This window comes from Nocardiopsis sp. FIRDI 009, from assembly GCF_003386285.1.
Lineage (GTDB): Bacteria > Actinomycetota > Actinomycetes > Streptosporangiales > Streptosporangiaceae > Nocardiopsis.
Window position 1 is genome coordinate 1 of the sequence record NZ_QPNC01000023.1, and the last position, 24,407, is coordinate 24,407.

Sequence of the window (24,407 nt, forward strand, 5' to 3'; positions counted from 1 at the left end):
GACCACCCGCAGCCCGGCGGACACGGCCTCGGCCGCCAGCGGCAGGCCCACATAGCCAAGACCAAGAACGACCAGGTCGGAGCTTGCCTCTGTCTTCTCCACCAGGATCTCCTTACACAACAGACTCAGGACACACGGCACATGACGTGCGATTCGTCGGGACGGGGTCGGGGACCGCCGCACGCACCTCGCGTTCATCCGACCGCACCGGCGGACGGCGCCCTGCGCCGCTCCTAGGAACGGTGCAGCCGTCTCTGGAGCGCTCCGAGGGGCGGCGGAACGAGCACCAGGTGTGCGCCGGACCGGAGGGATCCTGGTCGGGCAAGGTGCGTGAACAGGACCCTGGGACGCAGCGGCGTCCGCCTGACCTTGAGGGAGAGGCCGCCCCCGCCACCGGTGAAGTAGTACTCCACGGTGCGGACTCGCGCGTCCCTCCCACCGAACCTCATCAGGGTACGCCGCGTTCGACGTGTTTCGATCCCGGGGGCTCGCCTGGCCCCCATCCGGGTCCGCCACAGCACCCCCTCGTCCTCCACTTCCAGGTAGAGGTCCCACACGCCGACGCCGAGCCCGCCCCGCAGCACGGCGTCCAACGGCGCCACGGCGGTCGCGAACCCGGCCGCCTCGGAGCGCTGCCGCTCGTCCCACTCGGGGTTCAGCCGGTCCCCGGCCGCCCCCGGCTCGAAGGGGACCCGGTACTCCCCGTCCCCGTCGCGCTCACGGACCAGCACCCAGGCGCGCGCTCGGGGGGACATCGCGTACCGGTCCGGACGCACGGCCCCGGCCAGTCGCAGTCTCGCGCCCGACCAGCGCACCTCGGTGACGTAGTGGCCCAGGACCAGTTCGTCGGTCACGTCGAAGAAGGAGTCCGGGATCCCCAGCTCCGGATCACGGAAGTAGGGGTAGTCGGCGTAGGCGCGACCTTTCTCACAGTGGACCGTCCAGGGCTCGCGGTCCAGGTGGAAGCGCATGGCCCTGATCGCCTCGTCCATCCTGCCCCGGCGGATCAGCTCCAGTCGCAGCCGGTCCCCCGCGGGCAGTCCGTCGAGCACACCCTGGCCGCACCATCGGCGGACGAACCCCCGGAAGACGGCGAACGCCTCCTGCCGCACCCGGGGGTCGGGCTCCAGCCCCAGGTGCTCCAGGAACTCCCGCTGTTCGCTCTGGAAGTGGCGCCTGAGCAGCAGGTCCCGGTCGGGCCCCTCGGGCACCTCACTCGGGATCAGCTCGAACATCGCGCGCAGGAAGGGCAGGCGTCGGCGCGCCCCTCCCGGCCGTCGGGTGTTGTTCTGCCCGTCGGAGCGCAGGTCCGCGTAGTAGCAGTCGTAGTCGGCCACGACGGAGATCCGCCGCGCCCGCAGGTAGGCGGTCGCGACGAAGGGCTGGTCCTGCCCCACCGGCAGGTCGGTGCGGAACCTGAGCCCGAGCTGCTCCAGGAAGTCCCGTCGGAAGAGCTTGAGGGGGTTGAGCGCCCAGTAGACGCGTGAGGCGAACAGGGGCGCGTCAGTCTGGTTCCGGACGAACATGGTCCTGGGCACCGTGCGGCCCCCCGACCCGACCATCCGGCCCAGGACGATGTCGGAGCCGTGTTCCGTGGCCATCGCGAGCATCCGCTCCAGGGCCTGTTCGCCGAGCCAGTCGTCCGCGTCCAGGAAGAAGACGTACCTTCCCCTGGCGACGTCCAGACCGGTGTTGCGCGGTCCCGCCGGTCCGCCGGAGTTGTCCTGGTGGATGACCCGCAGCCACGGTCTGGTCGCGGCGAGGCCGTCGAGCTCCTCGCCCGTCCCGTCGGTGGAGCCGTCGTCGACCACGACGCACTCCAGCGCGTCCGTTCCCAGGGTCTGGCGTTCGACCGACTCCACGCAGCGGGTGACCAGGCCCCCCGCGTTGTAGGCCGCGATGATCACGCTGACGTCCGGGACACCGTTCACGGAGCGGTCACCGCCGTTTCGGCGCCCTGACGCTCCCTCACGTGCCGGGCGGTCCGCTCGTAGAGGTCCGCGACGGCCGCGGCGAACCTCGTCTGCGCGTCCGGGGAGTCCGGGCCGAGCAGGTACTCCTTCAGGTCGCGGCGCTCCTGGAGCATCGGGTCCCGGCCCCTGAGCGCGGCCAGCGCCGTGTCCAGGCCCGAGGCGTCGGGGGCCAGGAGGTAGGCGGCCCGGCTGGTGGGGTGCTTGATCCGGAACTCCTCGTCGGTGATGCCCTCGCAGTTGGTGATCGCGTAGGGCTTTCCGCTGGCGACGAAGTCGGCGACGACGCTGGAGATGTCGCTGACGAGCAGGTCCGACTCGTTGAAGCAGGAGTAGAGGGTGGGTGTGGCCCCCTCGATCACCAGGTGCTCGCGGTCGCCGACCCCGGACCAGAACGCCTCGTCGGAGGAGTGGTCGCCCCCGACCCTTCCCCCGGCCCGCCGGATGAGGTCCACGACCCGCTGGTGGGCCCGCTTGGCGGCGGGGCTCCTCATCCCGGTGAAGGGGTGCGGCTTGTAGACCACCCGCAGCTCGGGGGAGGCGTCGAGGAGCGCGGCGACGAGGTTCGGTCCGGCCTCGATCAGGGAGGTGTTGCCCGGGTCGTCCGTCCACCCCTCCCAGGTGGGGGCGTAGAGCACCGTGCGGACCTCACGGCCGGGGCCGGTGGTCCGGATCGGAGCGAGCTGGGGCCGCCCCACCTCCACGATCTCGTCGTCGCGGACACCGACCGCCGCACGCGCGTACCGGTCCCGGCCGCCCCGGCCCGCAGTCCACACCTCGTCGTAGACCTTGCTGAAGGGGTTGACGCTCGCGACCTTGTCGCTGTCGCCGTGCCCGATGAAGACGTGGCGCATCCCGGGGTTGCGGAGCATGTGGATGTTCTTGCCGGTGTTGGCCGAGTAGAGGGCGACCCGCGCGTCGGCGAAGTCCAGGGCCATCAGGTCCGTGGCCTTGGGCACGCACAGGACCGGGAGCGTGGTGGGGCCGAGTCTGTCCGCCACCGGCCGTTCCCGCAGGACGACCACACAGCGCTGCGGCAGCTTCTCCACCGTGCCCAGCCACATGTTCACCTGGTAGGCGGAGTCCGCCGAACCGCTGAAGTACAGGACCACTTCGGGGCGGTAGGAGTTCAGCCAGGACTGGACGCCGCGCATGCCCCGTGCGGCGCCGGACGCGCGCCTGGCACGCGACCACTCGGCGCACACCGCGCCGACGAGCGCGAGCGTGGGGAGGACGCAGAGGGCGCCGCCGACCACGGCGACCGGGGCCGCCCCCGTCAGGGCCGCGGCGCCCACGCCCAGGACCAGCGGCGCCTCCAGGAGGACGGCGGCGGGGCCCGACACGGCGGAGAGCAGACGCTCGCGGGGCTTGAAGGGCGCAAGGCCGGGGGCGTCGATGTTGCGCACGTCCACCGGTGGCAGGGCACGCTGGATCAGGACCGTCAGGCCCGCGCAGAGGACCCTGCCGCCGACGAGCACCGCGGCGGCGGCCAGGACCCAGCCGGCCGCCGCACCGGCCAGGAAGGCCAGGGTGAGCGCGAGCGCGACCCGGACGAGCGAGCGGGACGGGACGCCGAAGCCGACCCTGTCCAGGACCGCGCCGAGCTTCCTCGGCGTGCTCCGGAGGGCGAGTTCGCCCGCGTAGCCGACCAGCGCCGCGACCAGGAACACCGCGGGGAGTCCGGCGACCAGGGCCACACCGGACACGAGCAGACCGAGGCCGGTGAGGGCGACACCGGCCAGCAGGGAGGGGCGCTTGATCTCCATCAGGCCGACTCACCGTTCCGCGCCGGGTTCTCCCGACGGACGTCCACGGTGTTGCCGGTCAGGTCCGACAGCAGGACGTCGACGGAGGTGCGGGCGACCTGGTCAGCGCTGAGCAGGGTGTCCGCGGGCTCCTCGCCGAAAGCCTTGGTGCGCATGGGGGTCTGGGTGCGCTCCGGGTTGATGCAGTTGATCCGGACCCCGGCCTCCGACCACTCGTCGGCCAGTGCCTGGGTGAGGTTGACCGTGGCGGCCTTGGCGGAGGAGTACAGGCTGTACTCGGCCCGCCCCCGGGTGTAGGAGCTGGACGTGTACAGCAGCAGGTGCCCCTGGGTCTTGGCCAGGTAGGGGAACGCCGCGCGGGCGATGTGCACCGGCGCCAGGTAGTTGACGCGCAGCGACTCCTCGATGTCCTCGGCCGGGGTTCCGTCGAGGCGGCCGATCCGCAGCACACCGGCGGTGTTGACCACGAAGTCGACGCGGCCGGTGGCCGAGTACGCCTGGGACAGGGCGGCGGCGACGTCGTCGGGGTTGGCGACGTTGGTGCGGGTGGTGCTGCGGGAGTAGCGGAAGACCCGGGCGCCGTGCTTCTCGGCCAGGTCGGCCACGCCCGCGCCGATACCGTAGCTGCCGCCGAAGACCACGACCGTCCTGCCGGAGAGCCCCCGCGTGTACTCGTCGTCGGCGTACTCGGGGGTGACGGCCGAGGAGAGCTGGAAGAGCTTGTCCGCGATGAAGATGTCGACCGGCTGGGTCACCTTCATGTTGCGCTCCTCGCCCTCGACCACGTAGATGGGCACCTCGGGCAGGTAGCGCAGGACGACCGAGCAGTCGTCGGTCGCCTCGAAACCGGGGTCCTTCCAGGCTCGGGCGTAGGCCTCGCGGATCGTCGAGCACCGGAAGGCCTGGGGGGTCTGCCCGCGCCGCAGTCGGGAGCGGGTCGGCACGTCGGTGATCACGTGGTCCTCGTTGACCTGGATGATCGTGTCCGAGGAGGGGATCGCGACGTCGACCGCCGAGTAGGTCTCCAGGGCGGTAAGGCAGTCGTCGATGATCCGCTGGGAGAGCAGGGGCCGGACCGCGTCGTGGAACAGGACGTTGGTGGAGTCGGCCGGGTAGTGCGACAGGGCGTCCAGTGCCAGCTGGGTGGTGGCGTTGCGGGAGGTGCCTCCCGGCAGTACCTGGGACACCTTGGCGAAGCCCGCCTTGGCGACGATCTCCTCGGCGTCGTTGACGAAGCCGGGGTTCATCATGACCAGCACCTCGTCGACCCCCCTGGCCTGCTCGAACAGGCTCAGGGTGTGCTCGAGGATGGTCTTGCCCGCGATCTTCAGCAGCTGCTTCGGCGTCGCGAGCCCGATACGCTGCCCACTGCCTCCGGCCAGGACGACGGCGACCGTACGGGTCGCGGGGCGAAGAGGGGGCCGTGCGTCAACGCTCGTGGACAAAACGATCTCCAAGAGAGGGGCTTCACCAGACGGGTCACGGGGAAGTGCCCGGGCACGGCGAGGGCACGCGTCAACCTCTGCCGCTACAGACGAACACTGAAGAAACCGGACACGTAAGATTCATCGGGACTTCACGGACACTCTATGTCAACCAGGAACCTGGTTCGCGGGTTCCTGCGCTGGGCCTTCCGCGTGAAACGGGGCCGTTCGACGGGGCGACACGCATCGGTGACTTCATGGGGGAAGACGCCCGAGCGGAATGGTCGGTTCGCATGATCTTGATCACCAAAGGGTTACTTGTCCGTCATGATCGGGACTGAGGAAGTTCACGCGTCGCCCGGGGCGCCCCGGGCACACGTTCGCCCAGTTCGGGATACGTGATCACACAGATTTCATCTCGACTCGGCAACGGGGGGCGCGCGTTCCACGGGGCGGTGACGGGGCCCGCCGATACTGGACCGGCAGGGTAGGCCCCCGGCCTCGACCGCCGCCACGGCTCCACCGCCACGCCAGGCCCCCTCCTCGGGCCTCCGCCGCGCCCCTGCCGCCACCTTCGCCCAACCCGAGGCTGACTCGTGTCCGATCCTGCCCTGAACCGCACCACCGGCACGGTTCCCGCGACCGCCACCGTCCGCCGCCCCGACATCGAGGGCCTGCGCGCCGTCGCCGCGCTGCTGATCGCCGTCTACCACATCTGGTTCGGCACGGTCTCCGGCGGCGTGGACGTCTTCCTCGTCCTCACCGGGTTCCTCATCACGGGCTCCCTGGTGCGCGCGTTGGAACGCGACGGGCGGATCGCGTTCGGGGCGTTCTGGGCCAAGCTCGTCCGACGTCTCTTCCCGGCGGGCGCGATCGTCCTCGGCGCGGTCCTGGTCGGCGCCCACCTGTTCCTGCCCCGGTCACGTTGGACCGAGGTCATCGCCGACGTGCGTGCCGCGGCGCTCTACCACGGGAACTGGCACCTGGCGCTGGGCTCGGTCGACTACATGGCGGAGAACGGCGCCGCCAGCCCGGTCCAGCACTTCTGGTCGCTGGGCGTGCAGGGGCAGTTCTATCTCCTGTGGCCGCTGCTGCTCACGGCCGCCGGGCTCGCGGCCGCGGTGCTGGGCGCCCGGGTCCGCGCGGCCTCGACGGCGGCGCTGTCCGCCGTGTTCGCCGGGTCGTTCGGGTACTCGCTGTGGATCACGGCGAACGATCCCGTCTGGGCCTACTTCGATACCGGCGCCCGCCTGTGGGAACTCGCCCTGGGCGGGCTGCTCGCCCTGGCCCTGCCCGGCGTCCGGCTGCCCGCCCGGGTGCGCGGCGCCGCCGGGTGGACCGGGCTGACCGCCCTGGTCCTGTGCGGTGTCGTCGTCGGCGACCGGCTGCCCTACCCGGGCCTCGCGGCGCTGTGGCCGACCCTCGCGGCGGTCCTGGTCATCGCGGCCGGGGCCGGTACGGACGCGGGGCGGCTGTCCGCCAACCGGCTGCTGGAATGGGCGCCGCTGGCCCGGCTGGGCGGGCACGCCTTCCCGCTGTTCCTGTGGCACTGGCCGATCCTGGTGTTCTACCTGGAGGTCACCGGGAGCGAGCGGCCCACGCTCGGCGGCGGGCTGATCGTCCTGGGCCTGTCCTTCGCCGCCGCGCTCGCCACGAGCCGGGTCGTCGACGGCGGACTCACCCGGCTCATCCGGACGCGGACGGCCCCGTCGTGGTCGCTGGCCGCCGGGGTCCTGTTCGTGGTGCCCGTGCTGGTCGGCGGACTGGCGTGGTCCCAGGCGATCCAGCGTGACCGGGAGCTGCGGCTGGAGCTGGCCTCCGACCCCACCGCCTACCCGGGCGCGGGTGTGCACCTGAGCCCGGTGCTGGCCGAGGAGCTGCCCGACCTGCCCGTGTACCCCGACACGACCACGGTCGCGCGCGAGACCATCGACCAGACCCGGGCGTGCAACGCGCTCATCGACGACACCGAACTCGTGCGGTGCGACGCCGGGGACGCCGAGGGCGGCTACACGATCGCGCTCGTCGGCAGTTCGCACGCCCGCCACTGGTTCCAGGCGTTGGAGACCCTGGCCGACCGGCACGGCTGGCGGCTGGTCGTGATGACCAAGAACGCCTGCCAGTTCAGCGCGGCGGACCAGACCTACCGGGGCGAGGCGTTCGAGGAGTGCGACGCGTGGAACGACCAGGTCATGGCCGAGCTGCGCCACCTGCGCCCCGACGCGGTGTTCACCACGGGCACGCGGACGCGGAAGGGGGCCGACCGGCCGGAGCACGTGCCGGACGGGTACGTGGAGCGGTGGCGTGAGCTGGACGGGTGGGGGATCGACGTGGTGGCGGTGCGCGACACCCCGCGGTTCGGGTTCGACGTGCCCGAGTGCGTCGACCGCCACGGAGCCGACTCCTCGGAGTGCGCGGAGCGGCAGTCGTACTCGATGGCGCGTACGTCCCCGGCCAACGCGCTGACGGACGTCCCGGACAACACGGTCTTCGTGGACATGACCGAGTACCTGTGCTCGGACGGCCGCTGCCCGGGGGTCATCGGCAACCAGTTGGCGTACTACGACACCAACCACATGTCGTACGCGTTCTCCCGGTCCATGGCGACCGTCCTGGAGCCCGACCTGCTCGACGCCCTGCCCGAGGCCCCGGAGGCCGACGCGAGCCTGGTGGAGTCGGCGGCGGTGCTGTACGGGGAGACCTAGCCGTGTTTGTTCTGGGCCTCCGCTTCGCTTCGGCCCGGGTTCGGGCGCCCCGAAGGCAGGGATGCTTCATCCTCGGCGGCGCCTGACGCTCGTTCCTCGCTACGCGGCTTACCTCGCCTTGCAGCACCCTGCCGGTGCCCGAACGGCGGCGGCCGCCCCCGAGGGGACGGCCGCCTCGCACGCGGGTCGGGGCTACTCGCCCTTCCACACGGGGGCGCGCTTCTCGGCGAAGGCCGCCGCGCCCTCCATCGCGTCCTGGCTGACGAAGACCGGGCCCGCCAGCTCGTTCTGCCTCTCCCACATCTCCTCGGTGGACCAGTCGTCGGAGGACTGGATGACCTGCTTGGACACTTTCAGCGCCAGAGGGCCGTTCGGGGTGATGCGGGCGGCGAGCTCCCTGGCCCCGGCCAGGGCGCCACCGCTGGGCGTCACCTGGTTGACCAGGCCGAACTCGGCCAGGCGCGCGGCGTCGACGAAGTCACCGGTCAGGGCCATCTCCATCGCGATGTTGCGGGGGATCCGGTGGTGCAGGCGGAGCAGGCCGCCCGCGCCCGCGACGAGGCCGCGCTTGACCTCGGGGATGCCGAACCTGGCGTCCTCGGCGGCGACCACCAGGTCGCAGGCGAGCACCGCCTCGAAGCCGCCCGCGAGGGCGTACCCCTCGACCGCCGCGATGAGCGGCTTCTTCGGGCCGCGCTCGGCGAAACCGCCGAACCCGCGGCCCTCGACGAGCGGCAGCTCGCCCTTCATGAACGCCTTCAGGTCCATCCCCGCGCAGAAGGTCCCGCCCGCGCCGGTGATGATGCCGACGCTCAGGTCCTTGCGGGCGTCCAGGTCGTCGAGTGCCTCGGCGACCTGCCGGGCGACGGCGGCGTTGACCGCGTTCTTGGCCTGGGGCCGGTTGATGGTGATGACGGCGATGCCGTCCTCGGCCGTGTAGAGAACCTCGTCGGACACGGGGACCCCCTACTTCGGCGGCATGCGCAGGGCGCCGTCGATCCGGACGACCTCGCCGTTGACGTAGCTGATCTCCAGCAGGGCCCTGGCGAGCTTGCCGAACTCGGCGGCGGTGCCCAGGCGCTTGGGGAAGGGCACCGGCGCGGCGAGGCGCTTCTTGAACTCCTCGGCGCCCTCGCCCTCACCGTAGATGGGGGTCTCCAGGATGCCGGGGGCGATGGTGTTGACGGTGATGCCGACCGCGGCGAGGTCGCGCGCGGCGGGCAGGGTCATACCGATCACGCCGCCCTTGGAGGAGGAGTAGGCGATCTGGCCGATCTGGCCCTCGATGCCCGCCAGGGAGGCGGTGTTGACGATGGCGCCGCGCTCGCCGTCCTCGTTGACCGGTTCGGTCTTGGCGATCTCGGCGGCGGCCAGGCGCAGCACGTTGAAGGTACCGATCAGGTTGACCTGGATGATCTTCTGGTAGCTGTCCAGGTCGTGCGGGTTGCCGTTCTTGTCCACGGTGCGGTTGGCCCAGGCGATCCCGGCGCAGGAGACGGCCGCGCGGAAGGGCTTGCCGGTGTCGACGGCGGCCTGGACGGCGGCCTTGACCTGGTCCTCCTGGGAGACGTCGGTGTTGACGAAGACACCGCCGATCTCCTTGGCGATGGCTTCGCCGCGCTCGGCGTTGAGGTCGGCGATGACGACGGTCGCGCCGGCGCTCGCGAGTTCCTTGGCGGTGGCCTCACCGAGGCCGCTGGCGCCGCCCGAGACGAGGGCGGAGATTCCGTTCAGATCCATGAGCCGCACTCTACAGACGATGTGACCCACGCACTAGAACCGGGTTCGGTTTTTCGTGGACCGGAACTCGTGGCCCGGTTCATCCCGAGCCAGGCGCGGGTGAGGTCGCGCAGTTCGTCGAACTCCCCGGGCCGGGGCGGGACGGGGGCGAGCAGGTCGCCATCGGGCACCGGACGGGGCGCGGGAACGCGTGGGGCCGCGTGTTTGGGGGTGTAGGCGGGGGTCGATACCGGGGGGCCGTCGGCGGTCGGCCGGGTCGTGCGGGCGCGCAGGCGCCGGGCGGGGTGCGCGCTGGCGTAGGCGAGGTCGCGCTCGTGGGCGAGGTAGAAGGGCCGGACGAGGGCGGTGTCGTCGACGGGAGGGGCCGGGCGGGGCGAGGGCGAGGCGGGGACCGACGCGGGCTCGGGAGTGGGTTCGGAAACCGGGGTGGGCACCGGCGCGTAGCGGCGGACCCGGGTGGAGCGGCGCCGACGGGCGCTGTGGCGGCCACGGGCGGGGGCGAGGAGGGTCTTCAGGCAGTCCAGGGCGGAGCCGAGGACGGCACGGCTAGACTCAGCCATGTCGGCAATCCGTTTCTTCAAGGGTGGAAGTTGCTGGCCACGACCCCGGGCGGTTAGGTACCGTCGCGGGGTCTTCGTATGCGGTTGTCGTTCGCGACAAAGAGTAGAGCACTCCGGCGGATTGGGTGAACTTTTCTGCGAAACCGCGCTGCTTTGAGAACCAGGTTTTTCATTTCCCCAGTTCAACCGGCGTGTCGCACAGAACCAGCCCGGTTTATCCGCCAAGCCAGAAGAATCCACTTTCGCCCGAATTCGACGTGCCTATTCCAGAAGATCTCGGCCGTCGTGCGTACGGATCCGCGGCGGCCCGGAGAGCACGGCGTCCAGGAGGCGGCAGGCGTAGGCGGGAGCCATGCGCTCCCGCACCTCATCCGGGGTGCACCACTCGACACGGGTGGCTTCCTGTGACGGCCGAGGCTCTCCGTCGCGCGGAGTGCAGCGGAAGACCAGGGCGACGATGCCGCGTTCGAGGTTCTTGTAGACCCCGGTCAGCTCCCCCACCCGAACACGCAGGCCGGTCTCCTCCAGCACCTCACGCCGCACCCCCGGATTCGATGTCCTCGTCCAGTTCGAGGACGCCACCAGGCGGTTCCCAATGCCCGTTGTCGGTGCGCTGGATCGCGAGGACGCGCCCGTCCTCGCGAATGACGGCTCCGGCGACGGAGACCGAGTGCATGGCGGGGAACGGCGGGGAACTCATTCCCTGCGAGCGCCTTCGGGCCAGATGACGTCGACCGGGACACCCCTCCCCCGGGCGGCCTCGACCGCGTCTCCCGTGCCGCCCTTGCCATCGGAGGGCTGGCCGTCCCAGACCGCGAACAAGCGGTCGATCCCGCCCAGCACGGCCTCGTTGGCGTCCTCGTAGGCGGTGCGCCCGGCCGTCCGGTGCGGCATGTACCGCACCAGCGCCGACCGCATGAGCAGGCCGTCGAACCGGTCCAGATTGTCCGGCTTGACCTTGGCCTCCCGGTAGTCGACCGATGGCAGGACGACCTCCAACCGCCCTCCCGCGTCGAGCACGACCTCCGCGAAGAGCTGATCGGCCCCACGCGCCAGGCACGACAGACCGGTCAGGTCGCCGTTCGCGTACGGGGCGAGAGCCTCCGCCAGCGCCGCGCGCACGAGCGGCACGCTGTCCGCGCTGAGGTTCGAGTGCCCAGTGATACCGATGCGCGTCACACCGACTCCTTCACGTCCGACTGTCCGGCCAGCAGGGTATTCGACAACTCGTCCCGGACCTCCGCGACGGAGGGATCCCGGTGGAAGGCCGCAGCCTCCCTGTGCCAGTCATGCAACCGCCGACGGACACGCCCGGAGCCGAGAGTACGTTCGATTGAAGCGGCTTGACGCACTACACGAGCGGCTTCGGTTGGCTCGCCGAGCAACAAGTAGGTCCTTCCGAGCCCAACGAGGTCGAATGCCCGATTCCGTTTCTTCTCCGAGTCTCGTAGTTGAAGCGCCTGGTTAATGTAGATTGCGGACAATTCAGCATGTTTGCGAAGAACTACCCTATCCTGCTGCTCCGACGCCAGATCTCGGTAACGGGCACCGACGACACCAGACAGTTCCGCATGGTCAAAGTTGCGTGCCCAGTGGGGAAAGCCGTCCTCACTACCGGATCCCAGCAGATCCTCAGCCTGGGAGACGGTACGGTGAAATGCCTCCGCCCGTCCCATACGCGCATACGCCCACCCCTCACGCGTTCGCAGCAGGGAGAGGACCTGTGCCGGCGCCTGGTGTGCGTGTGCGCTGTCGAGGGCGAGCCGGGAGATATCCAAGGCGTCCTGAGGGCGCTTCACGTCCAGCATCTGACGTGCCATATCGGCGAGGACTCCGACGCCGTACAGACGGTGTTCGGGCCCAGCCTGGTGGATCGCTCGCAAGGACGCCGTGTAGTACCTCTGCGCGGTGGGGTGGTCCCCCTCGTCGTAGGACATCGAGGCGATGATCTTGGACAGTTCGGCCATCACCGCGAACAGTCGCGACTGGACACCGGCGGGTTGAGGCGTATCGACGAGCTCCCCCACCTCAGAGAGTTGACCGACGACGGCCTTGCGACGAATACCCAGACGCCATCGGTCGTCCCAGTGCCGGAGCGCAACAGTCGCGGCTTCGATCCGCCGTAGCTCCGACTCCCCGATCGTGCCCCCTCGGGGGCCGGGCAGCCTGGATGCGGGCATCAGCCAGTGTTCCAGCGTCTCGGTCAGAGCCGCGCCTACGACGAGAGCGCCGCCCACAGCGAGAGCGTCTCTGCGTTTCATCAGGTCCCTCAGGGTGATCTCAGCAATGTCCTGCACTGTCCTTGGCGCTGACCATAGATCACCTGAGCTGCTTTGGGACACTTCCGCCTCTGTGTCCCTATAGCTGAATCCAGCACACGAATCGGCAAGGCCGAGAATCCTTCTCGGTTCGTTCGGCATCCTGAGGCCCTCGGCGATGCGCTGCCAGGTCCGCAAAGCTGTGACCTGGCGCTTTCCAGACATGATTCCGCTGACATGCGGCTGTGCCATGTCGATGGCAGCACCGACCATCTGCTGGCTTGCCCCGAGGTACTGCCTGACCAGACGCAGCAGTGCTCCGGCGTCCTGATCCTCAAGAGCCTCCAGAACATCAGCACGTGACCAGAACGTGGGTGGAGCGGGCAGCCACGAAGAACGAAGAGGGCCGTTCACACATACCGCCTGTGGATATCGCTGCTGGATTCCGAGGTTACGGCTCTCTGACGTTACATCGCCGTACGGAGTCCCTACACGAAAACGACCATCCTCGTGATGGACATTGAGGTGAACGGTGATGACCACCCCACTGACAACAACCACGGTGACGCCCCGACGGCTGAGCTTCGCCGACCCCAACCGGTGCGGGATCATGCTCGGTCCGGACCTCTACCACGTCCGTGTCGCACGCACCTGGGCCCACCAGGTCGCATGCACCACGCCCAACGCAGCCTTTCCACTGGTCACCGTGGTCAGCGAGCTCGTCTCCAACGCGCTGCGGCACACCTGCTCCGGTGACCCTGGCGGCACCACCCGCGTCGTGATCGAACGCCGCCCCTTCTCCTATGTCCTCACCGTCACCGACAACGGACCCCGTCCCGGAGACACCATCCCCGTCCCCCGTATCGAGGGCCCCGACAACCCCCGGCCGATTGGCGGCTACGGACTCCGGATCGTCGACACCCTCGCCGCCTACTGGGACTGGTCCGGCACGGCCGGAGGTCCCCTCACTGTCCGCGCCCTCATCGAACACGCCCCCCGCCCGATCCGGAAGGGACGAAAGAAGGTAGGACGACCGTGACCACCTCCCTCGAAAGCGCTACCCCCACCGGCCCGACCGTGCCGCCGTTGCGGTTCGTCTGGTTGGAGATCACCGGCAAGTGCCAACTGGCGTGCACCCACTGCTACGCCGACAGCGGCCCTGACGGAACCCACGGCACCATGACCACCGACGACTGGCGGCGTGTCATCGACGACGTCGCCCACACCGGCGCTGGCATGGTCCAGTTCATCGGCGGCGAACCGGTGCTCCACCCCGGCCTGGGCGAGCTGATCGAGCACGCGCTCAACCAGAGGCTCGAAGTCGAGGTCTTCACCAACCTCGTGCACGTCCCACCGGGGCTGTGGGAGGTCTTCAAGCGCCCCGGTGTGCGGCTGGCAACGTCCTGGTATTCGGACAACCCAGACGAGCACGAGCAGATCACCCAGCGCCCCACCCACGCCCGCACGCTCGCCAACATCGCTGAGGCCAAGCGGCGCGAGATTCCTTTGCGCGCTGGTGTCATCGGTGTTCTGGAGTCCCAGCGCAGCGACCAGGCGAGCCGTACTCTCCTCGACCTGGGAGTCGACGAAGTCCGGTACGACGACCTTCGAGGGGTCGGCCGCGGTGCCGTCGCGGAGGTTGAGCCGGACACGTCGGTGTTGTGCGGGCGGTGCGCGCACGGCAACCTCGCGATCTCCCCCACAGGTGAGGTGTGGCCGTGTGTCTTCACCCGGTGGATGCCGATCGGTAACGTGCGCGAGCAATCGTTGAACGACATCCTCAACAGCGACCGGATGGCTACGGTGGTGGGTGAGCTTCGCAAGGAGTTCACCCACCGCGCGGTATGCGTGCCCAACATGTGCGACCCGCAGTGCGGCCCCTCGTGCAGCCCGGCATGCCAGCCCAAGGGAGACTGCACCCCCGCGGGCAACTGCGCCCCGAACTACCGGTAGAGGAACAGCGTGTTCGTCCAAGGCATCGACATCCCCGAAGGACTCGACCCTCCGAACCCGACCGCGTGGCCGTACTCGGTTCCGGCCGTCGGCCGCCTGCTCACCGAACCGCTGGAGTTCCACGCCCCCGTGACGTTCCTGGTGGGCGAGAACGGTTCGGGCAAGTCGACCCTGGTCGAGGGGATCGCCGAAGCCTACGGCCTGGACGCGCGCGGCGGCCGGGCCGGACGCAAGTACGCCAACAACCGACCCAAGACCCCCCTGGGCGAGCGGCTGCGCCTGGACCTGACCGCACGCGGCGCCCGGCAGTTGTCCTCCGGGCGCCGCGCCCGCACCGGGTACTTCCTCCGCGCCGAGACCACGTTCGGGTTCGCCGAGGCGGTCTCGGGCATGCACGGCTACTGGGAGGAGAACCTGTCCGAGCACAGCCACGGCGAAGGGTTCCTCATCATCCTCCAGAACATGTTCGACAAGCCCGGCCTGTACCTCATGGACGAACCCGAGGCCGCGCTGTCGTTCATGTCCTGTCTGCGCCTGGTCGGACTCATGCACGACCTGGCCGAAGCCGGGTCGCAGATCATCTGCGCCACACACAGCCCGATCCTGTCGGCGACCCCGGGCGCGGACATCATCGAGGTCGGTGACCACGGGGCGCGCCGCACGAAGTGGGACGAGTTGGAGATGGTCGACCACTGGCGCCGCTACCTGTCCGATCCCGGCAGGTACCTACGCCACCTGATCGACGCATGACCTCGGCCCAGTCACTGGCGAACCAGCGTCACCGGGCGCGCATGCGTGAACTTCTCACCCGAGCGGCGGAGGGTTTCGGCACCATCCTGGTGGGTGAGGCGGTGTTCGGGTGGCGTGACCGCAGCATCGGCGCACCCGCCCACGGACCTCGGGGAGACGCGTGGGTACGCGTGACCACCGAGCACCTCTCGTGGGCGCACGGCACCTACTGGACGGGCAACGCCGACTCCTCAGCCATCACGAACGTTCCCAAACCGGAGATGATCGAGGTGACCGAGTGGGAGGATACGCCCAACCGTGTCCGGGCCGAGTTAATGACGCGCCTCCCCGGGCGGGTGTGCTCACAGACCGCCGAGCTCCGGCATTCTCCCGAGCTCGACGACACCTGGTGGACGGACCTGAAGGCGGCGGTCGACCGTGTCGGGGAGACCTCCACGGAGCGGGTCGCGGTCAGCCAGGAGGCCATCACACGTCGGCTGACGGTGTTCTTCGCGGACGCCATCGACCCGACCGTCCACGAATGGCGCACTGCCCACGCCGACCTGCACTGGAACAACCTGCTCGCCCCAGAACTGGGCATTCTCGACTGGGAGAGTTGGGGGCGGGCGCCGGCCGGACTCGACGCCGCGACCCTGTTGTGCCACAGTCTCTCGCGGCCAGCGACCGCGACCCTGGTGCGTGAGACCTTCGCCGACCAGCTCAACACCCCGGACGGTGTGCGGGCCCAGCTCTACGTCATCGCCCGACTGCTGCTGCGCATCGAACGCGGTGACAGTCCCGAACTGACGATTCCGCTGCACCGCCACGCCGCAGGGTTACTCCACGGCTGAGGAGCGGAGTGGGGCTGTGCTCCTGACAGCCCTCCGAGTTGCTGCCCCAGGGATGGAGAACCCGCTACCAGGGCCACCAGGGGACGGGGGCCTCCTCGACCGGCTCCTCGTCCTCCGTCTCGGTCGGTTCCGGCTCGGGGCGCTCCGGCTGTGGTTCGGGGGCGGGCTGCTCGGGTTCCGGCTCCGGCTCGGGTTCCTCCCCGGACGTCGCGGAGGCGGTCGCGGAGGGCGACGCCTCCGGTGACGGCGGGGACGACGGTTCCTCCCCCTCGTCGTCCTGCGGCAGGACGGCCGAGGCGGTGGGTGTGGAAACGGCGCTCGGGAGCGGCGAGGCCGGGTCCGTGGCCGGACCGGAGGGCAGTTCCTCGGCCTGCCCCACGCGCTGGCGGTCGTCCCCGCCGGTCTCCGGCGGGGCCTGGGACACGAGGACGAAGACGAGCACTCCGGACATGGTGATCACGCCCACGGAGCAGGCGATCGCTGCCTGGAGGAGACGCTGGCGGCGCCGTTCGATGCGGCGCGCCTCGCTTCGCCGGAGTCGCGTCGGATGAGATGTGCGGGTCATCGCGTGCGTCGGCTTCTCTTGGGAGTCGGTGGCGGGCTCGGCCCCACGGGGCGTGGAGCCCGCGGAAGTTCGGGCTACCTTACATAAGCGGGGCGTGAGATCGCACGTTACCCGGGAGGAACCCACGCCGCGCGGGAAACGCGAAAAGGGCGCCGCACATGATCGCGTGCGGCGCCCGGTCGGGGCGTTGGGCCCCTCGGCCGTCCCTGCGCGGGACGGGCCGACACGACACCCCGACGTCCTGGTCAGGAGGCGAGTTCCCGGGTCACCCTCCTGAGCATGAACTCGGAGGACTCCCGCGCCCGCTCCTCCCACGCGAACACGCACACCGTGGCCACGCCGTCGAAGTTCAGGTCGCGCAGTGTGCCGAAGAACTCGTCCCAGTCCACCTCGCCCTGGCCGATGTCCAGGTGCTGGTGGATCCGCGCGGGGGTGCCGGGCGGGTTGAGGATGTACCGCAGCCCGGACGAGCCCTTGTGGTCGAACGAGTCGGCGATGTGCACGTGCTGGAGCTTGTCGCCCGCGTACTCCATCATCCGCCGGATGTCCGCGCCCGGTTCCTCCCCCGACAGGTGGAAGGTGTGCGGCGCGCAGTACAGGTAGTTCACCCAGGGTCGGTTGATCGCCCGGACCAGGTCCACCGCGGGTTCGTTGACCTCGCAGAAGTCGTCCGGGTGCGCTTCGAGGTTGAGGGCGATCCCCTCGCGCTCGAAGATCGGCAGCAGCTCCTCCATCGACCGCCAGAACGCGCCCTCGCTCTCGGCGGCCCGCTCCGGTCGGCCGTTGAACTCGGAGTTCATCAGGTTCACGTCGAGCTCGACCGCGACCTCGATCATCCGCTTCCAGTAGCGGACCGCGTCCCGGCGCTCCTGTTCGATCGGGCTCGACCACCTGTACAGCGGCAGGATGGAGGACAGCTTCACCCCGGTCTCGCGCAGCGCGGCCCTCAGCTCCGCCACCCGGGCGTCGTCAGCCCTCGGGTGCCGGAAGAACGGCATGAACTCCGCCCGGGGGGAGAGCTCGATGTACTCGTAGCCCAGGTCCGCCACGGTCCGCACCATCTCGGTGACCGGCAGCCCCCGGAACATGTACGGGTCAATGGCGATCTTCATGTCCTGTCTCTCCCTCAGGCGTAGAACGCCGGACGTTCCTTGATCCCGGTCTCGACGACGCCGCCCGAGTACAGCGACCGCACCAGGGCGTCGGTGACGATCGCCGCGGCGTAGCCGTCCCAGGCGTTCGGTCCGGTGGTCGGCCTGCCGGCGGCCACCTCGTCGATCCACGCCTGGAACTCGGCGTCGAACGCGGCGGCGAACCGCTTCACCCAGTCCTGGAGGACGGGCGTGCTCCTCCAGCCCGCCGAGCGCACCACCGCACCGGGGATCTCCGGAAGCCGGATCGTGCCCTCCTCCCCCACGACCTCACAACCGATCTCGTAGCCGTACTGGCAGTTGACGAACACCTCGACGTCCACCCGGGCGCCGCCGGTCATCTCGAGGAGCATGATCTGCGGGTCGCGCAGGTGCTCGAACCGCCTGGCGGTCGGGCGCGGGGTGAGCACCTGCACGGCGGAGATCTCGTCGTCCAGCAGCCAACGCACCGCGTCGACCTCGTGCACGGCGGTGTCCTGCGCGGCCATCTCGGAGTGGTAGGACTCGGGCACGGTGGGGTTGCGGTGCACGCAGTGCGCCATCAGCGGCGTGCCGATCGTCCCCTCGGCGATGGCCTCCCTCATCTGCCGGTACCCGGGGTCGAAGCGGCGCATGAAGCCGACCTGGACCAGACGCGAGCCGTGCGCGGCCTCCGCGTCCAGGATGCGCCGGGCGTCCTCGGCGGTGGTGGCCAGCGGCTTCTCGCAGAAGACCGGCTTGCCCTCGGCGATCGCCGCCAGGACCGACTCGGCGTGCGCCGGGCCCCAGGAGGTGACCACGACCGCCTCGACCTCCGGGTCCGTGATCACGTCCGTGCCGGTGGGCAGCACACGCGCGCCGGTGCCCTCGACCGCCCCGGCGGCGCGGTCGACGTCGATGTCGGTCGCCGCCACGACCTCGGCACCGCCCACCGAGGCGGTGATCCTGCGGATGTGCTCGGCGCCGATCCAGCCGGTGCCGATCACTCCTACCTTGACGGTCATCGTCCCTTACCTCTCTTGGTTCCTCGACGGCCGAGCGGGTGTGGCCACCCGGCCGTCGCACTCGGTCTCCCCGGCCGGCGGGGCCGGGGTCCCCGGTCGGCCGGAGACACCGGCCGATCCGGTCAGCGCCCCTGGACGGCCGGGCCCTCGCCCGCCGCGTCGTGCGCCGGACCCTCCTCCGGTCCCCTGCCCCGCGCCAGCTCGTGCTGGAGCGCGTCCAGCTCGGCGCCGCCCGCCATGTGGTGGGTGAGGTCGTCGAGGGTGAGGTCGGACCGGGGCCGGTCGAGCTCGGTCTCGCCCAGCTTGATCACCACGAAGTGGTCGCCGACCAGGTACGCGTGGTGCGGGTTGTGCGTGATGAGGATGACGCCCAGACCGGCCTCGCGGGCCGCGTCGACGTACTTCAGGACCACACCCGACTGCTTGACGCCCAGCGCGGCGGTCGGCTCGTCCAGGATCAGCACGCGGGCGCCGAAGTAGACGGCCCGCGCGATGGCCACGACCTGGCGCTGGCCGCCGGACAGGTTGCCGACGGGAGCGTCGATGTCGGGCAGGTCGATGCCCATCTTCCTCAGCTCCTCGTCCGCGATGCGGCGCATCCGGGCGACGTCGAGCATCCGGAGGGGACCGACGCCCCTGTGCAGCTCGGATCCGAGGAAGAAGTTGCGCCACACCGGCATCAGGGGAACCATCGCCAGGTCCTGGTAGACCGTGGCGATGCCCCGGTCGAGGGCCTGTCGCGGGGACGAGAAGTCCACCGGTTCGCCGTCCACCAGGTACTCGCCCGACGTCGGCCGGTACAACCCGGCGATGATCTTGATCAGTGTGGACTTGCCCGCGCCGTTGTCACCGAGGATGCAGGTGACCTCGCCCGCGTCGACCCGCAGACCGATCCCGGCCAGGGCCCTGATGTTGCCGAAGGTCTTGCCGACGTCGCGCAGTTCCAGCAGCGGCGCCTTCTCCGGTCCGGCGCCCGCGGCCCCCGTCGGCGTGGTGCCCGTCTCGGTCATCGTGCTCACCCCGGTCACCTCTTGTTCGCTTGTGTACGGACCCAGCCGTTGACCACGACGGCCAGCAGCAGCATCGCCCCGACGAAGAAGAACACCCAGTTGTTGTCCCAGCCGGCGAGGACGATGCCCTGGCGGGTCATGCCGTAGATGAACGCGCCGACGGCGGCGCCGATCACCGTTCCGTAGCCACCGGTGAGCAGGCATCCCCCGACGACGGCCGCCATGATGTACAGCAGCTCGTTGCCCACGCCCTCACCGGACTGCACCGTGTTGAACATGAAGAGCAGGTGCATGCCGGAGAACCAGGCCATGAGGCCGACCGTCATGAACAGGCCGATCTTGACCTTGGCGACCGGGACACCGACCGCCCGGGCGCTCTCGGCGTCGCCGCCGACCGCGTAGATCCAGTTGCCGACCTTGGTGCGCATCAGCACCCAGGTCGCCAGTCCGACGAACACCATCCACCACAGGACGGTCACGCGGACCTCGACCCCCGCGACGCCGAAGCTGGAGGCGAAGACCGCGCGGGCCGAGTCGAAGCCGTCCATCGCCGAGATGTTGCGGGTGGAGACACTGCCGGTGACCAGCTTGGTGATGCCGATGTTGAGCCCCTGCAGCATCAGGAACATCGACAGCGTCACCAGGAAGCTGGGCAGTCTGGTGCGGACCAGGATCCACCCGTTGAGGAACCCGATGGCGAGCGACACCGCCAGGGCGAACAGGACACCGACCCACACGTTCAGCGAGAAGTACCAGGAGAACATGGCCGCGGACAGGCCGGAGGCGACCACCGCGACACCCGCGGACAGGTCGAACTCACCGCCGATCATCAGCAGCGCCACGCCCACGGCCATGATGCCGATGGTCGAGCTGGCGTAGAGGATGTTGGTGAACGCGCCCGCCGAGCGGAACGGGTCGGCGATCGTGAAGAAGACGGTGAAGACGATCACCGCGCCGACCAGGGAGCCGACCTCGGGTCGGGTCATGAAGCGGCGCAGCGTGGATCTGCGGCTCACCCGGAGGGTTCTCTCCGAACCGCCCCCCGGACGCAGCGCCTCGGACGTGAGGGTCTGGCTCATCGTCACCGGGTTCCTTCCTCGGCGAACACGGCGACCTCGTCGATGTTGGTCTCGTCGATGAACGCCGGACCGGTCAGGACGGGCTCGCTTCCGCCGCCGGAGATGTTGCCGTTGGTGTTGTGGAGCCACAGGCCGTCCACGGCCAGGTAGCCCTGGAGGTAGGGCTGCTGGTCGACGGCCCACTCGACGATGCCGCCCTGGATGGCGCCGACGAGGTCCCGGTTGGTGTCGAAGGTGGCCACCTTCGCGTCGCTGCCCGCGTCGTCGACCGCGTCGACGGCGGTCATGGCGATCGGCGCGCCCAGGGTGACCACGTAGTCGAACTCCTCGTCCGCCTGGAGGCTGGAGGCGATGCTGGACCGGACCTCCGGCATGTTCGCGCTGTCCACGTACAGCACCTCGGACTCGCCCTCGAAGGCATCGCCCAGGGAGGCGCACCGGGTCTCCAGGGCCACGTGGCCCTGCTCCTGGATGACGCACATGACCTTCTCCGCGCCGACGTCGTTCAGCCGCTCCCCGAACGCGGTACCGGCCAGGTGCTCGTCGGTGCCGAAGTACTCCAGCACGCCCATGTCCTGCCACTCCTCGATCCCGGAGTTGAACGCGACCACCGGGATGCCCGCCTCGACGGCGTCGGAGATGGCGCCCTCCAGCGCGTCCGGCTTGGCGAGGGTGACGGCGATGCCGTCCACCTCGCGGTCGATGGCGTTCTGGATGAGGTTGGCCTGTTCCCGGGCCTCCGGCGCGGAGGAGTACTCCAGCTCGATCCCGCTCTTGGCCGCCGCGTCCTCGGCTCCCGCGCGGATGATGTCCCAGAAGGTGTCACCGGGGACCTCGTGCGTGATCATCGCGACGGTCATGTCGGGCAGCTCGACGTCACCGCCGCCTCCGCCGGTCTCCCGGCCTCCCTCCGAGCTGCACGCCGTCGCGGCGAGCGACAGGCTCACGGCCCCTGCGATCAGGGCGGTGTGGGTGGTGTTGCGCTTCATGGTTCGACCTCTTGTCGGTCTGGGGGATTCACTCAACCTGTGGTTGGTCGCAGGGGCCGGTGCGACTTGCGGGGAGTCCGCGCTTTGGGCGGCGGGCTCAGCGTGTGGTACGGACGTCAGGCCCTCTGGTGGCGCGCTCCCAATCCGCAGCTGTTGAGGTATCTGCGGGTCCGGACCGCGATGGGCAGCGGAACGTCCGGCTCGCACGGGTACAGGTCCTGCTCGACGATCACGAAGAGCCGGGCGTCGACCTCGTCGAGCGCGTCGATGACGGCCTTGGGCGAGGGCTCGCCCGCCGGGGGCTCCACGCACACGCCGCGCTTGACGGCCTCGCCGAAACCGAGCTTCTCCTCGTGGACCTGCCGGACGACCTCCGGGTCCATCTGCTTGATGTGCACGTAGTCGACGCGCTCGGAGTACCGGCGGATCAGGTCCACGGCGTCACCGCCGCCGTAGGCCACGTGGCCGGTGTCCAGGCACAGGGAAACCAGGTCGGGGTCGGTCCCGTCGAGGAACCGCTCGATCTCGGGCTGGGTCTGGATGTGGGTGTCGGCGTGCGAGTGCAGGCACAGGCGCACGTCGTAGTCGTTCAGCAGGATCCTGCCGAGCTCGTCGGCGGACCGGTGGAGGTTCCTCCAGCGGCCGTCGTCGAGCGTCGGGGACTCGGTGAACTCCCCGGTCTTCTCGTCCCGGTACATGGGCGGGATGAAGACCAGGTGGTGCGCGCCGACGGCGGCGGTGAGCTCGGCGACCCTCCGGACGGTGGCGACGGTGTCGTCCCATGCGTCCGGGTCGTGCAGGTTGCCGAACACCGTGCCGCCGGAGACCTTCAGGCCGCGCCGGCCGACCTCGTCGGCGAGGCGCTTCGGCTCGGTGGGCAGGTAGCCGTACGGACCCAGTTCGAGCCACTCGTACCCGGCCTCGGCCAGCTCGTCGAGGAAGCGGTGCCACGGCGTCTGGTGTTCGTCCTGCGGGAACCACACCCCCCATGAGTCGGGGGCGGATCCCAGGACCAGTTTCTCCGTCATGTCCATCTCGTTTCGTGAGGGGTGTGGCTGGTCACCCGGCCGGAGCCGGTCGCGGTTTCGCGGCGAGGGGTTTTCGGGGTGTCGTCCGGGCGCCCGGACCCGGGCCGGAGCGGAGGCCCGGAGCGGACACCCCCTAACCGTGGGTGGGGAAGTTGAAGGCGGCCTCGACCGAGCGGCCGACGTGCGGCCAGCGGCTGGTGACGACCTTGGCGCGGGTGTAGAACCGCACGCCCTCGGGGCCGTGGATGTGGTTCCCGCCGAAGAGCGAGTCCTTCCAGCCGCCGAAGGAGTAGTGCGCCATCGGCACGGGGATCGGCACGTTGACGCCGATCATCCCGACCGTCACCCTGCGCTGGAAGCGGCGCGCGGCCTCGCCGTCGCTGGTGAAGATGGCGGTGCCGTTGCCGTACGGGTTGGCGTTGACCAGCGCGATCGCCTCGTCCAGATCGGCGGCGCGGACGATGACCAGCAGGGGCCCGAAGACCTCCTCCCGGTACACGTCCATGTCCGGGGTGACCCCGTCGAGCACCGACGGGCCGACGAAGAAGCCCTCCTCGTGCCCCTCCACCCTCAGGTCGCGGCCGTCGACCACGACCACCGCGCCCTGCTCCTCTCCGGAGGTGACGAACCCGGCGACGCGGTCGCGGGCCTGGGCGGTGATGACCGGGCCCATCTCGTTCGAGGGGTCCTGCCCCGGGCCGACCCTGACCGCCTTGGCCTTGTCGGCGAGCACCGGCACCAGGGCGTCGGCGGCCTCGCCGACGGCGACCGCGACGGAGATCGCCATGCAGCGCTGACCGGCGGAGCCGAACGCGGCCGCGGTCAGGTGGTCGGCGGCGAACTCCAGGTCGGCGTCGGGCATGACGACCGCGTGGTTCTTGGCTCCGCCCAGGGCCTGGACGCGCTTGCCGGAGGCGGTGCCGCGCTCGTGCACGTACCTGGCGATCGGCGTGGAGCCGACGAAGGAGACGGCCTCGACGTCCCCGTGGTCCAGGAGCGCGTCGACGGCGGTCCTGTCCCCGTGCACCACGTTGAACACGCCGTCGGGCAGCCCCGCGTCGGCGTAGAGCCGGGCGACGAGGTTGGACACCGACGGGTCGCGCTCGCTGGGCTTGAGCACGAACGTGTTGCCGCAGGCGATCGCGATCGGGTGCATCCACAGGGGCACCATGATCGGGAAGTTGAACGGGGTGATCCCCGCGACGACGCCGAGCGGCTGACGGAAGTCGAAGGAGTCGACCCCGGTGGAGATCTGGTCGGAGTAGCCGCCCTTGAGCGCGCTGACGATGCCGCAGGCGTACTCGACGACCTCGCGGCCGCGGACGATCTCGCCCCTGGCGTCGTCGACCACCTTGCCGTGCTCGGCGGCGATGATCCGGGCCATCTCGTCCTCGTGTCTGGCCAGGAGCTCGCGCAGCGAGAACAGCACGCGCGTGCGCTTGGTCAGGGACGAGTCGCCCCAGCTCTCGAAGGCCCTGGCCGCCGCGGCGACGGCGGCGTCGACGGCGGAAGGCTCGGCGAGCAGGACGTCGGCCTGCCGCTCCCCCGTCGCCGGGTTCCACACCGGCGCGGTGCGGGTCGAGGCCCCGAAGGTCGCGGCCCCGTCGATCCAGTGCTGGATGGTCTTCACTGTGGGTTCCTCGGAT

At 70.1% G+C, this 24,407-nt stretch carries 21 protein-coding genes and 1 pseudogene; 5 read left to right on the forward strand and 17 right to left on the reverse strand.

The annotated features are described in order from the left end of the window. Positions 1-233 precede the first annotated feature (233 nt). Genes DVR05_RS19625 through DVR05_RS19635 form a run of 3 tightly spaced genes read right to left on the reverse strand, consistent with a single transcriptional unit; the run spans position 234 to position 5,181 of the window. Complete coding sequence (locus DVR05_RS19625) at positions 234-1,931, reverse strand: glycosyltransferase family 2 protein (protein ID WP_116247383.1); 1,698 nt, start codon at positions 1,929-1,931, stop codon at positions 234-236. Next, positions 1,928-3,736, reverse strand: coding sequence for a CDP-glycerol glycerophosphotransferase family protein (locus DVR05_RS19630; RefSeq protein ID WP_116247384.1), 1,809 nt, complete (start codon positions 3,734-3,736; stop codon positions 1,928-1,930). Before DVR05_RS19630 ends, DVR05_RS19625 begins: the two co-directional genes overlap by 4 nt. Then, a complete protein-coding gene (locus DVR05_RS19635) occupies positions 3,736-5,181 on the reverse strand; it encodes a bifunctional cytidylyltransferase/SDR family oxidoreductase (protein ID WP_116247385.1) in 1,446 nt (481 codons plus the stop codon). Before DVR05_RS19635 ends, DVR05_RS19630 begins: the two co-directional genes overlap by 1 nt. Positions 5,182-5,756: 575 nt before the next feature. On the opposite strand from DVR05_RS19635, the gene DVR05_RS19640 reads away from it, so the two are divergent. Further along, positions 5,757-7,865 (forward strand): acyltransferase family protein, encoded by a 2,109-nt coding sequence (locus tag DVR05_RS19640; protein WP_116247386.1) that lies wholly within the window; start codon positions 5,757-5,759, stop codon positions 7,863-7,865. Between the two features lie 192 nt (positions 7,866-8,057). Here DVR05_RS19640 and DVR05_RS19645 read toward each other — a convergent pair whose 3' ends face one another. From DVR05_RS19645 to DVR05_RS19670, 6 genes and pseudogenes are all read right to left on the reverse strand, one after another. Continuing rightward, a complete protein-coding gene (locus DVR05_RS19645) occupies positions 8,058-8,822 on the reverse strand; it encodes a crotonase/enoyl-CoA hydratase family protein (RefSeq protein ID WP_116247387.1) in 765 nt (254 codons plus the stop codon). Positions 8,823-8,831: 9 nt separating this feature from the next. Continuing rightward, entirely contained in the window at positions 8,832-9,605 is a 774-nt protein-coding gene (locus DVR05_RS19650) for an SDR family NAD(P)-dependent oxidoreductase (protein WP_116247388.1), read from the reverse strand. After that, positions 9,596-10,165 (reverse strand): hypothetical protein, encoded by a 570-nt coding sequence (locus tag DVR05_RS19655; protein ID WP_198659253.1) that lies wholly within the window; start codon positions 10,163-10,165, stop codon positions 9,596-9,598. The genes DVR05_RS19650 and DVR05_RS19655 overlap by 10 nt, the downstream gene beginning before the upstream one ends. Before the next feature lie 261 nt (positions 10,166-10,426). Next, positions 10,427-10,841, reverse strand: a pseudogene (locus tag DVR05_RS19660) (NUDIX hydrolase). A gap of 20 nt (positions 10,842-10,861) precedes the next feature. Next, entirely contained in the window at positions 10,862-11,344 is a 483-nt protein-coding gene (locus DVR05_RS19665) for a hypothetical protein (RefSeq protein WP_116247389.1), read from the reverse strand. Then, the gene (locus DVR05_RS19670; RefSeq protein ID WP_232832230.1) at positions 11,341-12,966 is read right to left on the reverse strand and encodes a helix-turn-helix transcriptional regulator; all 1,626 of its coding nucleotides are present in this window, start codon (positions 12,964-12,966) and stop codon (positions 11,341-11,343) included. Before DVR05_RS19670 ends, DVR05_RS19665 begins: the two co-directional genes overlap by 4 nt. Between DVR05_RS19670 and DVR05_RS19675 the strand changes: the two genes are divergently transcribed. The 4 genes from DVR05_RS19675 to DVR05_RS19690 are packed head-to-tail and all read left to right on the forward strand — an operon-like array spanning position 12,959 to position 15,956. Beyond that, positions 12,959-13,462, forward strand: coding sequence for an ATP-binding protein (locus DVR05_RS19675; RefSeq protein WP_116247391.1), 504 nt, complete (start codon positions 12,959-12,961; stop codon positions 13,460-13,462). The genes DVR05_RS19670 and DVR05_RS19675 overlap by 8 nt on opposite strands. Further along, positions 13,459-14,376, forward strand: coding sequence for a radical SAM/SPASM domain-containing protein (locus DVR05_RS19680; protein ID WP_232832231.1), 918 nt, complete (start codon positions 13,459-13,461; stop codon positions 14,374-14,376). Before DVR05_RS19675 ends, DVR05_RS19680 begins: the two co-directional genes overlap by 4 nt. Positions 14,377-14,385: 9 nt before the next feature. Continuing rightward, a complete protein-coding gene (locus tag DVR05_RS19685; RefSeq protein ID WP_116247392.1) occupies positions 14,386-15,126 on the forward strand; it encodes an AAA family ATPase in 741 nt (246 codons plus the stop codon). Continuing rightward, positions 15,123-15,956: a phosphotransferase gene (locus DVR05_RS19690; protein ID WP_116247393.1), complete on the forward strand. Its 834-nt coding sequence runs from the start codon at positions 15,123-15,125 to the stop codon at positions 15,954-15,956. The genes DVR05_RS19685 and DVR05_RS19690 overlap by 4 nt, the downstream gene beginning before the upstream one ends. Before the next feature lie 64 nt (positions 15,957-16,020). Here the strand turns inward: DVR05_RS19690 and DVR05_RS27115 are convergent, their stop codons facing one another. From DVR05_RS27115 to DVR05_RS19730, 8 genes are all read right to left on the reverse strand, one after another. Further along, on the reverse strand, positions 16,021-16,521 hold the full coding sequence (locus DVR05_RS27115) for a hypothetical protein (protein WP_198659254.1): 501 nt from the start codon (positions 16,519-16,521) through the stop codon (positions 16,021-16,023). Positions 16,522-16,766: 245 nt separating this feature from the next. Continuing rightward, a complete protein-coding gene (locus tag DVR05_RS19700; RefSeq protein WP_116247394.1) occupies positions 16,767-17,633 on the reverse strand; it encodes a sugar phosphate isomerase/epimerase in 867 nt (288 codons plus the stop codon). 14 nt (positions 17,634-17,647) lie between these two features. Next, complete coding sequence (locus DVR05_RS19705; protein WP_116247395.1) at positions 17,648-18,655, reverse strand: Gfo/Idh/MocA family protein; 1,008 nt, start codon at positions 18,653-18,655, stop codon at positions 17,648-17,650. 122 nt (positions 18,656-18,777) lie between these two features. After that, positions 18,778-19,665 carry an ATP-binding cassette domain-containing protein gene (locus DVR05_RS19710; RefSeq protein ID WP_116247455.1) on the reverse strand — a complete coding sequence of 296 codons (888 nt, stop codon included), beginning with the start codon at positions 19,663-19,665 and terminating at the stop codon, positions 18,778-18,780. A gap of 14 nt (positions 19,666-19,679) precedes the next feature. Further along, positions 19,680-20,744 carry an ABC transporter permease gene (locus tag DVR05_RS19715; protein ID WP_116247396.1) on the reverse strand — a complete coding sequence of 355 codons (1,065 nt, stop codon included), beginning with the start codon at positions 20,742-20,744 and terminating at the stop codon, positions 19,680-19,682. Positions 20,745-20,746: 2 nt separating this feature from the next. Further along, the gene (locus tag DVR05_RS19720; RefSeq protein ID WP_116247397.1) at positions 20,747-21,733 is read right to left on the reverse strand and encodes a substrate-binding domain-containing protein; all 987 of its coding nucleotides are present in this window, start codon (positions 21,731-21,733) and stop codon (positions 20,747-20,749) included. 116 nt (positions 21,734-21,849) lie between these two features. Then, the gene (locus DVR05_RS19725; RefSeq protein WP_116247398.1) at positions 21,850-22,767 is read right to left on the reverse strand and encodes a TIM barrel protein; all 918 of its coding nucleotides are present in this window, start codon (positions 22,765-22,767) and stop codon (positions 21,850-21,852) included. A 127-nt stretch (positions 22,768-22,894) separates the two neighbouring features. Then, positions 22,895-24,391: a CoA-acylating methylmalonate-semialdehyde dehydrogenase gene (locus tag DVR05_RS19730; protein ID WP_116247399.1), complete on the reverse strand. Its 1,497-nt coding sequence runs from the start codon at positions 24,389-24,391 to the stop codon at positions 22,895-22,897. Positions 24,392-24,407 lie beyond the last annotated feature (16 nt).